Origin of the sequence: Mycobacterium sp. ST-F2 (assembly GCF_001905655.1) — a bacterium.
Taxonomy (GTDB): domain Bacteria; phylum Actinomycetota; class Actinomycetes; order Mycobacteriales; family Mycobacteriaceae; genus Mycobacterium.
On record NZ_JMHT01000027.1, the window covers coordinates 39,732 to 52,627 of the forward strand.

Sequence of the window (12,896 nt, forward strand, 5' to 3'; positions counted from 1 at the left end):
ATACGCCAATTAGCCGATGTACTGGCCGGGCTGATGCCGGATCCTCTTTGTAGAACTAGGAGGTCCCGATGTTCATCACCGCCACCGAACCCGACCTTCCGGTCGGCCACGAATCACCCACGCAGGAACTCATCGACGTCGGCCAGACGACCCCGCCGCATCCCACCCCACTGCTGTTCGTCCATGGGGAAGCACATGCGGCGTGGTGCTGGCGCGAGAACTTCCTCGACTACTTCGCCTCCCGCGGTTATCGGGCCGTCGCCGTCAGCCTCAGCGGACACGGCGGCAGCGGGGTCTACAAGCCGTTCCAGGACTATTCGATCAAGGACTACATCGACGACGTGGCGGCCGCAGCGAACAGCCTGCCGACGGCGCCGGTGCTGATCGGACATTCCAGCGGCGGGTTCGTCGTCGAGAAGTACCTCGACACCCACCGCGCCCCGGCTGTGGTGCTGCTGGCCTCGGTGCCACCGCGACACTCGTCGGGAACTTTCCTGCGGATGATCCGCCGTCATCCCTGGGCCCTCACGATGGGCACCCTGGCCGGCGAGGACCGCGACGTGATCCACGATCCACGGTGGGCCCGGCAGACCTACTTCACGTCGCATACGCCGGCCGCGGACGTCGACCGGTGGACCGCCCAGTTCAGCCCGGAAAGCGTTCGTGCAGAACTGGATTGGGTGATGTCCAGCCGTCCCTACCTGAATCGGGTGGACGACCCGGTGCTGGTGCTCGGGGCCGAAGAGGACGCCTGCTGCACGGCACACACCGTCCGCGCGACTGCCAGGGCCTACCACACCAAAGCCGAGTTCTTCCCGGGCATGGGGCACGACATGATGCTCGAACCCGGGTGGGAGAAGGTCGCGGAGCGCATCGACACGTGGCTGACCGGCTTGAACCTGTGACTGCCGAAGTCTGGCGGACGCCTACTCAGCCAGCGACAGCTCAGGCGGCGGGACGCGCAGACCGCGGGCGAGGACCAGTAGGTACACCACACCGATCGACATCCAAGGTGTCAGCGATGGTGCCCGGCGAAGAACTCCCAGATGGTGTGGGTGGCGTTCAGCGCGGTCGACGGCGGGGGCAGGTCACCCAGCCGTTGTGCCAGCGGGCTCGGAACGCCTCCGGGCCACTGATGGCCCGCATCCGCGACGCTGATCAGTTCGACGGTGCGCCCGCCCGGGCACTGCGCGGTCTGTGTCGTCACGGCGCCCGAGATGGAGGTCACCGGGGCCGCGCAGGCGTCGATGCCACGCCAGGTCGCATTCACGGTCGGCACCGACGGTCCGTCGACATTCGGTGCGCCCGTGAATGTCCTGGCCTTTCCTGGCCCGCCGTCGTAGGGTACGCGGTCGTCCGCGGTGCCGTGGATCTGCAGGATCGAAGTCGGGGCAGCTCGAGCACAGTCGGTCAGGAGCGTCCCGGCGACCGGGGCGATGGCGCCGAACAGGTCCGTCTGGCACGCGAGACGCAAGGCCATCATGGCGCCGTTGGACATGCCGGTGACATAGACGCGTGACGGATCGACGGAGGTCTGCGCTTCGATGGCACCGACCATCGCCGTGATGAACCCGACGTCGTCGACGTCGCGGTTCTTCGGTACGCCACAGCAGGTTCCGGCGTTCCATGCGCGATCCATGCCGTCGGGATAGGCGACGAGGAAGTGACCGCCGTCGGCTTGAGTGTCCCAGTTGTAGGCGCGTTCGGCCTGGGCCCCGTCGCCGTAGCCGCCATGCAGCATGACCACCAGTGGCGCCGGGCCGCTGAGCCCGTCGGGCCGGTAGAGGTGGAAGGTGCGGGTCACGCCACCTGCCTGCACAGAGTGACTCGACTGTCCGACGGGTATCGCACCTTCCGGGGCGCCCGCCGCCGACTGGCGGCCGAGACAACCTCCGCTCACGAGCAGCGCAGCAGTCAGCAGCACGGCAGTCGACACCCGCTGTAGCGAACGGATCATGCTCCCATGGTGCACCCTGCCAGAATTGAGCGGTGAACCAGACGACGGCTACACCCGTTCGCGTCATCCGCGCTGACGAACGCTGGCACTGGCGCAACGAATGGCTGGAATCCTGGCAGTCGTTTCCGGCGACCGGCAACTTCGACCTGGCGGCCAACGCCCACGGCCTGCTGATGATCAACAACGAGGACACCGTCACCCCGGGTGAGGGCTTCGACGCACACGACCACCGCGACATGGAGATCATCACCTGGGTGCTCGAAGGCTCACTGGTGCACAAGGATTCGCTGGGCAACGAGAGTGTCATCTACCCGGGGCTGGCCCAGCGAATGAGTGCGGGCACCGGCCTGCGACACTCCGAGCGCAACGGCGCCGGCCGCCGGGACCGGCAGTCCTTGCGCGTCGTCCAGATGTGGATCCCGCCCGAAGAACTCGGCGGCGCACCCAGCTATCAGGAAGCCGACATCTCCGCCGAGCTCGCCGGAAATACGTTGATCCCCATGGCATCCGGCATGCGTAAGTACCGCGACACCGCCGCCATCACCTTCGGCAACAGCTATGCCACGTTGCACGTCGCGCGGTTGGACGCCGGCCGCGCGGTGCAGGTCCCGGACGCGCCGTATGGCCACGTGTTCGTCACCCGCGGAAAGGCCGAGTTCGAAGGGTCCGGCCCGCTGTACACCGGTGATGCGGTGCGGCTCAACGCAACTGGCGGACAATGCATCACCGCGGCCGACGACGGCGCCGAGTTGCTCATCTGGGAGATGCACACCATCGCGGTGAACGTGTAACTAGCGCCCCAACCGAGCCAGGGCGACGGCTGCCGCGTTCGCCCCGCACATGCCGTGCCCACCCGGCCCCGGCGGGGTGGCCGCCGAGCAGATGTACATTCCCGGAACACCGATGGTGTACGGCGACAACGTGGTTCGCGGACCGAAGGCCAGCTGCCGGATGTCCTTGGCACCGGTGTTGATGTCACCGCCGACGTAATTGGTGTTGTACACGGACATCTCGGTGGTCGAACGCACAGCCTGTCCGACGATGCGCTCGCGGAAACCGGGAGCGAACCGCTCCATCTGCGTGATGATCGCCTCGGTGGCGTCGCCGCTGTAGCCGTTGGGCACGTGGGCATAGGCGGAAACGGGGTTCACGGTACCGACCGACCGCCCCGGGTCGGCCAGGTACTGCTGGAACGCCAGCACGAAGGGGCGCTCCGGCATCCGGCCCGCGTGGATATCCTGCTCGGTGGTGGCGATCTCGGCGAAATCACCACCCAGGTGGACGGTGCCGGCCTGGCGGGCGTCCGCGTTCGTCCATGGCACATCGCCTTCCACCGCGAAGTCGACCTTGAAAGCGCCTGGGCCGTAGCGGAACCGATCGAAAGCACGCCGGACGCGTGTGGGCAGCCGGTCCCCCAGGATCCCGGCGATAGCGGTGGGCGACAGGTCGAAGATGGTGATGTCGGCGGGCGGCAACTGCGACGCGGCGGTGATCCGCACGCCCGTCTCGATCTTGCCGCCCAGTTCGGTCAGCACTGCCTCGAATGCATTGGTGATAGCTTGCGATCCCCCTGCGGCGACCGGCCAGCCGTTGGCGTGGCCGGCGGTGATGATGCCCAGCCCGATGGCCGACGTGAGCGGGTGCTGCAGCGGCTGAAAGGTATGCGCGGCAACGCCTCCGAAGAGGGCGCGGGCCTGCGGGGTGCGGAAGATGCGGGCCAGCAGCGCGGCGGGCAACACCGTCGGCGCCCCGAATCTGGCCAGTCCCAACGGGTGCCGCGGCACCCGCAGCAGCGGTCCCATGATGTCCTCGGACAGTTTGTCGAACTGCCGCGACGGTCCGCCGAACAGCATCTGCCAGCGCGCTCGGTCGACCCCGAGGCCCGCGGCCGTGGTCTCGACCGAGCGGTAGAGCGCCCCGGCGGTGCCGTCATCGAGCGGGTGGACGCAGTCGATCTCGGTCCACTTCCACTGCAGGCCATAGCGATCCAGGCCGAGGTTCTTGATGAACTTGGAACCGGCAGGCATCACGTGGATAGCGGCGCAATCGTCGAACACCAGGCCGGGGAGGACGTATTCGCTGGAGCGGACGCCGCCGCCGATCCGGTCGGCGGCCTCCAGCACCGTGACGTCGATTCCCTTGGCGGCCAAGGTGATGGCGGCGGCGAGCCCGTTGGGCCCGGCGCCGACCACAACCGCATTGCTCACTGGTGGACTCCGGCGCGCTGCCACGTGACGTTGAGCGGGATCGGGCCATTGGGCAGCCACGGCTGCTCGTCAACCAGGTCCTTCACATTCCAGGTGCCACGTTCGATGACACCCAGCGCCGCGTCGATCACCTTGTACTCCTGCGTCATCTTGTGGATCGGCTGCGATTCCACCCAGGCGATGACGAACTCGCCCGGCTCGAACTGCGCCTCTGACTGGATGGCCCGGATCAGGTCTTCATTGTGCAGGTGACCGTCGCCGAAGTTGAACCCGATGATGGTATTGCAGGCCATCTCCTCTTCGCGGACGACTCGGGTGTCGATGTCGGGCAGGGACTTCAGCAGCACCGAGTACAGGCCGCGGCCCTGGCTGTGCATGGCCCGCCACGCGGTGACCTGCTGGGTGAACACCTCGGCGGTGATCGGGTCCCAGCCGAAGGCGACGTACTGGTCGGCAGAGTTGGGCGACGACCGGGTGACGCGGTTGAGCTTCTGCTCGGCGCCGGGGGTGAAGGTCCACACCGCCGAGGCCCAGTTGCCGGCGTACTGACGCATGGCCGGCAGGAACGACACCAGGTCGGGACGCAGGTTGCCGAGGATCGGGAAGAACGACAGCGCCGCGGCGAGCACGATGGCCAGCCAGCCCGGGGTCATGTCCCACACCGCGTACCCGTCCTGATTCGGGAAGCCGAGGAACAGGAAGATGGTGACGTAGGCGAACAGCACGTTCCATTCCACCGGCACCGCGAGCGGGAACGTCGAGATGATGAACAGGTGGAAGCTGACCATGATCACGGCCGCCACGATCGACAGCCACGGCCAGGGTGAGAACAGAAGTGCCAGCGGCGCAGCGATTTCCACGATGCTGCCCGGGCCGTGCGCCATGAAGGTGGCCAGGTGCGACGGACGCAGGTCCTCCGGGAAGTTGCGGTAATGGGCCCGCTTGAGCCACTTGAACGGGATGGCGGGGCTGTTGCTCACCATCGGCGGGATGACGTTGGTGAAGTGCAGGCCGAACTTCGAGACACCGGCCCAAATCCATACCGTGCCGATCAGCAGCTTGCCGGCGATGATCATGTTGACGAACGGCAAGGTGGCGAAGAAGATCAGCGCGGGCAGGTACTGCTCACCGCGGCCGGCCAGGAAGATGGTCTTGTCCCGCAGTCCGATCACCACGAACAGGATGATCGGCGCGACGAACAGGGCCGGGTTCACCAGACCGGAGGTGTTGTCCGGCAACGCCTTCGACAGTGAATCGCTGTGCACACCGGGCAGCACCAGCGCGACCAGCACGGTGGCCATCAGGGCCAGGTACACGATGATGTCGAACCAGGTGCGCCGGTCACCATTGGTGAAGGGCACCGCCTTCCACGGCCGCAGCCGGATGGTGTTGGGCTTGGCCCAGAATCGGAATCCGCCCGTCATCGGCTTGGTCTTGCCGGCCAGTGGCCCCCAGGAGCCCGCGAACCCGATGAGTTCCAGCAGGACGGTCCACAGGATCACCTTCTGGTACACGATCGGCTGGTCCCACCATTGCGACACGTGCCAGAACGCCGGCAGGTGCGACGTCGAGGTGGCGATCGCGACGCCACCCAGGGCGTAAAAGAACGTGAGTTTGAGGATGTACAGGACGTGGATCATGCGCGGGGCGCCGTACCCTTCGTCCACCCATTTCAGGCACATGATCCGCAGCCGCTCCTGCAGCGGCATCCGGAGAAACTCTTCCAGGTCGACCTTCGGCAGGGTCGGTTTGATGAATCCCATGATGTGAGCTCCTTTGCTGGTGTCAGGCTAGATTCGCGGATCAGTGGTGGTGAGGGTTTTGCGCAGGGACGGCTTGTCGATCTTCCCGACGGGGTTCTTCGGCAGCGTCTCCAGCACGGTGATGTCCACGGGCAGTTTGTATTTGGACAGCGACGCCTTCAGGTGCGCCGCGATCTGGTCCACGTCGAGTTCGGCGCCCGGATGCGCGGAGACGAACAGCACCGGCTCTTCGCCGTAGAGTCCGCTGGCACGTCCTACGACGGCGGCCTCGGCGACGCCGGCCAGCTGGTGCACGACGGTCTCGATCTCCTTGGGGTAGATGTTCTCGCCACCGCGGATGATCATGTCTTTGGCGCGGTCGACCAGGACCAGGTAGCCGTCCTCGTCGAACCGGCCGACGTCACCGGTGTGCAGCCAGCCGTCCTTCAAGGTCTTCTCGGTCTCTTCGGGACGGTTCAGGTAGCCGCGCATCACGTTGGGGCCTTTGATCACCACCTCGCCGAGCTCACCCTGCGGGACTTCGACACCGGCGAGGTCGACGATGCGAATCTCCTGCCCCGGCAACGGAATTCCGACAGTGCCGACCTTGCGCGGCCCGTTCAGCGGGTTGCCCGTGCTCGCGCACGATCCTTCGGAGAGCCCGTAGCCCTCGACAAGTCCGATGCCGTAACGCTTTTCGAAGCCCTCCAGCAACGCGACGCTGGCCGGGGCGGCGCCACACACGGCGAACCGCACCGCGGACGTGTCGGGTTGCACCTCGGCCGGCAGGCCCAGCAGCATGGTGTAGATCGTCGGCACCGCGGAGAAGTAGGTGGCGCGGCTGGATTCCAGGCGCTCGAAGAAGGTCGCGGGATTGAACCGGCCGGCGATCGTGGCCCGGCCGCCGGCGAGCAGCGGCGACAGCACGCTGACCACGATGCCGTTGACGTGGAACAGCGGCAGGATGAGCATGCTGTGGTCGGACTCGGACAGCTCGAAGCCTTCGATCACCATGGCGCACATGGCATTCAGGTTCGCGTTGGCGAGCATGACGCCCTTGGGCCGACCGGTCGTGCCGCTGGTGTAGATCAGCAGGGCCAGGTCGTCGTCGCCCGTCACCACCGGCGCCTCGGTGCGGGGCTCGCCGCCCATGTCGTCGACGTGGAGGACGGAGACCGCGCTATCTACGTCACGGTCGACCACGAGCACGACGGCGCCGGCATCGGCCACCTGATACGCGACTTCGGCGGGCACCAGCGTCGGGCTGATGGGCGTCGCGACGGCGCCGAGCCGCCAGGTGGCGAACAGTGCGACGACGAACGCCGCCCGGTTCGGGAGCATGATGCCGACGACGTCGCCGGCACGGACACCGCGCTGATACAGCGCCCCGGCGGCGCGCTGGACGGCGTCGAGGAATGCGGCGTTGTCGAGATCGGTGTCGTCGTCGGCGACGGCCGGTGCGTGTGGCGCCGAGGCGGCGCGGCGGTCAGGCAGGGTGGCGAGGTTCATGTCATAAAGCTAGGAGTTTGTGGTGTGCACCACTCCGTCGTGCGCCGATCAACTTTATCCAGCGATTTGTACGCTCCGAACAAAAGCGCAACCTAGAGTCGGCCACATGGATGCGGCGGTCACCGAAGCCAACACCATCGTCATGGCCGGCCTCATCGCCCGCCAGACTGAGATCGCCCGCTCCGTACAACATCGCCTGGCCAGCGATATTGCCGAACTTCGCGGCGACCCGGAGATCATCGAACTGCTCGGCGCCAGCGTCGGCGGCAACGTCGAGACCGTCTTCCATGCACTGCGCTACGACATATCTCTCGACAACATCGAAGCGCCGACTGCCGCGCTCGAGTACGCCCGCCGACTGGCGCAACGCGGCGTCCCTATGAACGCGCTCACCCGGGCGTACCGCATCGGCCACGCGGTGGCGCTCGACGCGGCTACCGAAGAGATCAATGCCACCGGCATGGCGCCCGAGCTCAGCCTGGCCATACTGCAGCGCATCACGTCGGTGACGTTCCGCTACATCGACTGGATCTCCCAGGAGGTCGTCGCGGTCTACGAGGATGAACGCGACCGCTGGCTGGCCAACCGCAACAGCACCCGAATACTGCGAGTGCGAGAGGTGTTGTCCGGCAACGACTCCGACCCCGAGGCGGTCACCGCCGCGATCCGCTACCCGATGCGCCGCCACCATCTGGCTGTGGTGCTGTGGTGGCCTGCGGGCAGCGGGCAGGTCACCGGACATGACGACGCGCTGGCCAAGCTCGAACAGTTCCTGCGGTCGTTGGCCGAGCATATCGGCACGCAAGGCAGTCCACTCTTCACGGCGGCCGACCAGCGCACCGGCTGGGGCTGGCTGCCGCTGTCCAGCGCCACCGCGGCCGGCGCCACAGAGCGGGTCCGGCAGTTCACCGATGCGCATCCGGGTTCTCCGGCCGTCGCGGTGGGGACGCCGCTACCCAGCGTCGACGGCTTCCGGCAGTCGCACCGGCAGGCGCTGCGCGCGCACAACGTCGCGGTGACGGCCGATCTCACGGACGTCATCGCAGCCGACGCACCCGGCTTCGCCGCGGCCGCACTGATGGGCGAGAATCAGCAGAACGCACGTGAATTCGTGCACGCGGTCCTCGGGCCGCTGGCCGGGGCCGGCGATGGCGATGCCCGACTGCGGGAGACGTTGCAGGTTTTCCTACGGCACGGCGGTAGCTACACCGCGGCGGCCGACGAGCTGGTGGTGCATTTCAACACCGTCAAGTACCGCGTCGGGCGGGCCTTGGAACGCCGTGGACGACCGCTGGGCGACGACCGTCTGGACGTCGAGATGGCCCTGCTGCTGTGCCATTGGTACGGGCCGGCAGTTCTCAGCGATGGGTAGCGGCTCAGCCGCCAGCAACTACAACGTGGCCCGAAACTGCCAGCACATTCACAGGGTCGGTGACCATATCGAGACCAATAGCAAATAGCTATGTGTTAACCAGCTGATTCACTGCTGTAACGGATGCGCCGTGGCCGGCGATACCAGGGTAGTGGTCGGAGGAACCGAGTACGACCGAGTAAGGTCCACCGGCCATACGCGAGAGAACCACGATTGGAGTATCACTAATGCGCAACTCAGGACGTCTGGTCGGATTTGCTGCGGCATCAGCCCTCGCGCTGGTCCCGCTCGCCGTCGCCGCCCCTGCATGGGCTGACGACGAGGTTTCCGGTGAAACCGGCGCTGCAGTCGCTACCCCGGTCGGCAGCGGCAACGCCGGTGGCGGCGGCGGCTTCAACGTCGAGAACCCGTTCTGGCACCCCTTCGACGCGTCGAGCAACGCCGGCGGCGGCGCGGGCGTCAACACCCCGCTGGGCGGCGGCGAGTTCAACACGGCCAGCGGCACTGAGGCCGGCTTCGGCGGCGCGGGCTTCGATTCCAACACCGGCGCGGCCATCAACACCCCGCTCGGCGGCAGCAGCTTCAACACCGGCGCGGCCACCGACTTCAACGTGCCCAATCCGGTTGACTTCATCCCGACGTTCGGCGGCGGTGCCAACGCCGGCGGCGGCGCGGGCGTGAACACCCCGTTCGGTGGCAGCGGCTTCAACGCCGGCGCCTCCAACGAGTTCGCCGCGCCTGCCCCGGCCGACTTCATCCCGACGTTCGGCGGCGGTACCGGCGGCGGCGCGGCCGTCAACACCCCGGTCGGCGGCAGCGGCTTCAACACCGGCACCTCCGGCGAGATCGGCCCCGATGGCGTCCAGGCCGGCACCAACTCCGGCGCAGGCGTCGCGACCCCGGTCGGTGGCTCCAACTTCAACAGCGGATCGGCCTTCACCTTCGGCCGCTAGTCCTTGTCACAACGGCCAGGCACCCGCACGGGTGCCTGGCCTTTGCGTTTCCAGTGCGGCAAGCGTGCAGCGCGTCGACTGTGCGTCGACGCAGCCGGCTACTCGGACTTTCCCTGCGCCAACGCAATATCAACTGCTACAAAAAGCCCCTCACCTGCGGTGACAGGTGAGGGGCTCTATGGCGGTGGCGGAGGGATTTGAACCCTCGGTGGGGGGTTACCCCACACACGCTTTCGAGGCGTGCTCCTTAGGCCGCTCGGACACGCCACCGTGTGGCAGCTTACCGAACCCGGGCCCTAGTCCCTAATCGCTGGTCGCGTGACGCCGAAACCAGCCTTGCGTCCGAGACCTGAGCTCTACTTGGGCGTCTTTGGGACTACTCGCACGGGCCTCGGGCGAGAAAGTCCGTGGCTTCACTCACTGGGCGCTCGAAGCCGCTTTGACTGAAACGAGGTACCTTTTCCCGCCGCGAGAGGTCCCTCAGTTCAATCACAACAGGTTGATCGCCCCTTCGACTGAACTCACGTACTTTTCGGCCGGAACTCGCTGATGCGACAGCAACGGAATCAGCGCTGCCGGGCGAAGAACCCCTCCATGAGCGCCGCGCACTCGGCCTCCAGCACCCCTCCGCGGACCTCGGGCCGGTGCGTCAGCCGCCGGTCGCGGACCACGTCCCACAGCGAGCCGACGGCTCCGGTCTTGGGTTCCCAGGCCCCGAACACCACGCGCGCCACGCGGGACATCACCAGCGCGCCGGCGCACATGGTGCACGGCTCGACGGTGACCGCCAGGGTCGCGCCTTCGAGCCGCCAGCCGTCGCCATGCACCGCCGCGGCAGCCCGCAGCGCCAGGATTTCCGCGTGCGCCGTCGGGTCGCCCAAGGATTCGCGGGCGTTGGCCGCCCGGGCCAGCTCGACCCCGTCGGCGGAAAAGACCACCGCACCGATCGGGACGTCGTCGGTCCCGGCGAGTTGGGCAGCCTCCAGCGCCAGCCGGATCAGCTGTTCGTCAGCGGAACTCAACGCCCCAGCTTGTCCAGTACCGCCACGAGTTCGTCGTTGAAGCCCATCTCCTGGGCGATGCGGCTGAGTTGTTCGTCGGCGTACTCGTCGTCGGCGAGGATCACGCCGAGCACCGCCTCGGGCAGGCCCAGGTCGGCCAACAGCCCGAGGTCGCCCTCCTCGAACGGGTCGTCCTCTTCGAGCTCTTCCAGGCTCAGGTCGGCGTCGAGCTTCTCCAGCACGTCGGCCGCGATGTCGTAGTCCAGAGCCGCGGTGGCATCCGAGAGCAGCAACCGGGCCCCGGAGGGGGCCGGGCGGACAATGACGAAGAACTCGTCATCGACGTTCAACAGGCCGAAAACCGCTCCGGCGGAACGGAGTTCACGAAGTTCGGTCTCGGCGGCGGTCAGGTCCACCAGCGCCGCGCGTTTCAGCGGGACGCAACGCCATGCGCCGTCTTCCCGGACGACTGCGACACCGAACCCGTCGGGGAGATCGGCAACCTGCTGCTGTGCCTGCGCGCGCTGTACTCCCATGCGGATAACGCTAGTCCGCACTGTGCCACTTGACCAGCGGTCCCATATGTACCCCGCACAGCCCATGTGCAAACCTTGGAAGGTGACAACTCCGGTGTGCGTGCTCGGTCTGGGACTCATCGGCGGTTCGCTGATGCGGGCCGGGCAGGCCATGGGCCGCGAGGTCTTCGGATACAACCGCTCGATCGATGCGGTCAGGTGCGCGACGGCCGACGGTTTCGACGCGACCGAGGACCTCACCGCCGCCCTCAAACGCGCCGCCTCGAGCGATGCGCTCATCGTCCTGGCAGTGCCGGTACCCGCACTCCCCATCATGCTGGAGCGCGTCCGCGACACCGCCCCGGACTGCCCGCTGACCGACGTCGTCAGCGTCAAAGGCAATGTGCTGCAACAGGTTCAGCAGTACGGCCTACTGAAGAACTTCGTCGGCGGGCACCCCATGGCCGGCACCGCACACTCCGGCTGGACGGCCGGCACCGCCGACCTGTTCGCCGGGGCGCCGTGGGTGCTGAGCGTGGACGACCACGTCGACCCGCACGTGTGGGCCCAGGTGATGCACCTGGCGCTGGACTGCCGGGCCGTGATCGTGCCGGCCCGCTCCGACGAACACGACGCCGCGGCTGCCGCCATCTCGCACCTGCCGCACCTGCTGGCGGAGGCCCTGGCCGCGACAGCCGGCGAAGTCCCCCTGGCCTTCGCCCTGGCGGCGGGGTCGTTCCGCGACGGCACGCGAGTCGCGGCCACCGCACCCGACCTGGTCCGGGCCATGTGCGAGGCCAATGCCACTGAGCTGACGGTCATGCTGGACCGGGCCATGGAGCTGCTGAGCCAGGCGCGCTCATCGCTGGTCGAGGCGCAATCGGTGGCCGAGCTGGTGGAGAGCGGCCATGCGGCGCGGGTCCGTTACGACAGCTTCCACCGACCGCAGATCATCACGACGACCATCGGTGCCGACGGCTGGCGCGAAGAGCTGGCCGCGGAGGGGCGCGCGGGCGGGGTGATCAGATCCGCTCTGCCAGTCCGGGATAGTCGAGGATGAAGCCGTCGTCGTCGACGGTGATGGCGGTGTCGGCGACGGGTGAGTCCAGCTTGATGGGATTGCCCGGGCCGGCACTGACGTAGCCGATGGTCACGGGTTCGACCGTCAGATCCGGCACGCGCACATAGACGACGGGCAGGGACACCGAGGCGGTCCGGTGGTACAGCCCGGTACGACGGATGGGCAGTGCGTTGAAGAACGGGCTGAAGACCACGTCGACGTCCAGCGCTCCGTTGTAGGCGGCCCGACGGGTCTGATTCTGGTGGTCCTGGACCATCCACATGTTCTCTTCATCGCGGGCGATGGAGAGTTGCCGTTCGCGCTGCGCGAGGGTGACGGTGAGCGACAGGCGTTTGGTCGCCCCGCTCTCGTCGGTGACCAGGTCGTAGGACGCGCTGAACGCGGGGTGAATGTCGGTGGCAGCGGCCACGATCCGGCCGTACGCCTTGATCCGGTTGCCGGACAACTGGACCCGCACCGATTCCATACGTGATACGTCCTGCGCGCGCCAGGTCAGAATCGCCGGCCAGGCGGGTTCTGCAGCATCGGGGCTGGCATCAGACTGCGGTGCGCTCACCCG

General features: G+C 67.3%; 12 protein-coding genes and 1 tRNA gene. 5 read left to right on the forward strand and 8 right to left on the reverse strand.

The window, feature by feature from the left end; all coding sequences use genetic code 11:
- The first annotated feature begins 68 nt into the window (after positions 1–68).
- Positions 69–905 (forward strand): alpha/beta hydrolase, encoded by an 837-nt coding sequence (locus EB75_RS11425; protein ID WP_073695515.1) that lies wholly within the window; start codon positions 69–71, stop codon positions 903–905.
- 110 nt (positions 906–1,015) lie between these two features.
- On the opposite strand, the gene EB75_RS11430 is transcribed toward EB75_RS11425, so the two are convergent.
- The gene (locus EB75_RS11430; protein WP_073695516.1) at positions 1,016–1,957 is read right to left on the reverse strand and encodes an extracellular catalytic domain type 1 short-chain-length polyhydroxyalkanoate depolymerase; all 942 of its coding nucleotides are present in this window, start codon (positions 1,955–1,957) and stop codon (positions 1,016–1,018) included.
- A 32-nt stretch (positions 1,958–1,989) separates the two neighbouring features.
- Between EB75_RS11430 and EB75_RS11435 the strand changes: the two genes are divergently transcribed.
- Positions 1,990–2,748: a pirin family protein gene (locus tag EB75_RS11435; protein WP_142239555.1), complete on the forward strand. Its 759-nt coding sequence runs from the start codon at positions 1,990–1,992 to the stop codon at positions 2,746–2,748.
- Here the strand turns inward: EB75_RS11435 and EB75_RS11440 are convergent, their stop codons facing one another.
- The 3 genes from EB75_RS11440 to EB75_RS11450 are packed head-to-tail and all read right to left on the reverse strand — an operon-like array spanning position 2,749 to position 7,415.
- Complete coding sequence (locus EB75_RS11440) at positions 2,749–4,164, reverse strand: phytoene desaturase family protein (RefSeq protein WP_073695517.1); 1,416 nt, start codon at positions 4,162–4,164, stop codon at positions 2,749–2,751.
- Positions 4,161–5,927: a DUF3556 domain-containing protein gene (locus tag EB75_RS11445; protein ID WP_073695518.1), complete on the reverse strand. Its 1,767-nt coding sequence runs from the start codon at positions 5,925–5,927 to the stop codon at positions 4,161–4,163. Before EB75_RS11445 ends, EB75_RS11440 begins: the two co-directional genes overlap by 4 nt.
- Positions 5,928–5,954: 27 nt before the next feature.
- On the reverse strand, positions 5,955–7,415 hold the full coding sequence (locus EB75_RS11450) for a class I adenylate-forming enzyme family protein (RefSeq protein WP_073695519.1): 1,461 nt from the start codon (positions 7,413–7,415) through the stop codon (positions 5,955–5,957).
- Between the two features lie 106 nt (positions 7,416–7,521).
- On the opposite strand from EB75_RS11450, the gene EB75_RS11455 reads away from it, so the two are divergent.
- Both EB75_RS11455 and EB75_RS11460 read left to right on the forward strand, forming a co-directional pair.
- The gene (locus EB75_RS11455) at positions 7,522–8,787 is read left to right on the forward strand and encodes a PucR family transcriptional regulator (RefSeq protein WP_073695520.1); all 1,266 of its coding nucleotides are present in this window, start codon (positions 7,522–7,524) and stop codon (positions 8,785–8,787) included.
- Between the two features lie 227 nt (positions 8,788–9,014).
- Positions 9,015–9,740, forward strand: coding sequence for a hypothetical protein (locus EB75_RS11460; RefSeq protein ID WP_073695521.1), 726 nt, complete (start codon positions 9,015–9,017; stop codon positions 9,738–9,740).
- Between the two features lie 179 nt (positions 9,741–9,919).
- Here the strand turns inward: EB75_RS11460 and EB75_RS11465 are convergent.
- From EB75_RS11465 to EB75_RS11475, 3 genes are all read right to left on the reverse strand, one after another.
- Positions 9,920–10,010: transfer RNA gene (locus EB75_RS11465), tRNA-Ser, on the reverse strand.
- 296 nt (positions 10,011–10,306) lie between these two features.
- On the reverse strand, positions 10,307–10,762 hold the full coding sequence (locus tag EB75_RS11470) for a nucleoside deaminase (RefSeq protein ID WP_073695522.1): 456 nt from the start codon (positions 10,760–10,762) through the stop codon (positions 10,307–10,309).
- Positions 10,759–11,277 (reverse strand): tRNA adenosine deaminase-associated protein, encoded by a 519-nt coding sequence (locus EB75_RS11475; RefSeq protein WP_064857896.1) that lies wholly within the window; start codon positions 11,275–11,277, stop codon positions 10,759–10,761. The genes EB75_RS11470 and EB75_RS11475 overlap by 4 nt, the downstream gene beginning before the upstream one ends.
- Before the next feature lie 94 nt (positions 11,278–11,371).
- Here EB75_RS11475 and EB75_RS11480 point away from each other — a divergent pair, with 94 nt between their 5' ends.
- The gene (locus EB75_RS11480; RefSeq protein WP_217267692.1) at positions 11,372–12,316 is read left to right on the forward strand and encodes a prephenate dehydrogenase; all 945 of its coding nucleotides are present in this window, start codon (positions 11,372–11,374) and stop codon (positions 12,314–12,316) included.
- Here the strand turns inward: EB75_RS11480 and EB75_RS11485 are convergent.
- Positions 12,279–12,893: a putative glycolipid-binding domain-containing protein gene (locus EB75_RS11485; RefSeq protein ID WP_073695524.1), complete on the reverse strand. Its 615-nt coding sequence runs from the start codon at positions 12,891–12,893 to the stop codon at positions 12,279–12,281. The two genes, EB75_RS11480 and EB75_RS11485, sit on opposite strands and share 38 nt — an antisense overlap.
- Between the last annotated feature and the right edge of the window lie 3 nt (positions 12,894–12,896).

What these genes read in the sequence shown, in the direction of transcription:
- EB75_RS11460 (WP_073695521.1), top strand. Translation starts at nt 9,015, where the DNA reads ATGCGCAACTCAGGACGTCTGGTCGGATTTGCTGCGGCATCAGCCCTC.
- EB75_RS11455 (WP_073695520.1), top strand. Translation starts at nt 7,522, where the DNA reads ATGGATGCGGCGGTCACCGAAGCCAACACCATCGTCATGGCCGGCCTC.
- EB75_RS11450 (WP_073695519.1), bottom strand. Translation starts at nt 7,415, where the DNA reads ATGAACCTCGCCACCCTGCCTGACCGCCGCGCCGCCTCGGCGCCACAC.
- EB75_RS11425 (WP_073695515.1), top strand. Translation starts at nt 69, where the DNA reads ATGTTCATCACCGCCACCGAACCCGACCTTCCGGTCGGCCACGAATCA.
- EB75_RS11430 (WP_073695516.1), bottom strand. Translation starts at nt 1,957, where the DNA reads ATGATCCGTTCGCTACAGCGGGTGTCGACTGCCGTGCTGCTGACTGCT.
- EB75_RS11445 (WP_073695518.1), bottom strand. Translation starts at nt 5,927, where the DNA reads ATGGGATTCATCAAACCGACCCTGCCGAAGGTCGACCTGGAAGAGTTT.
- EB75_RS11475 (WP_064857896.1), bottom strand. Translation starts at nt 11,277, where the DNA reads ATGGGAGTACAGCGCGCGCAGGCACAGCAGCAGGTTGCCGATCTCCCC.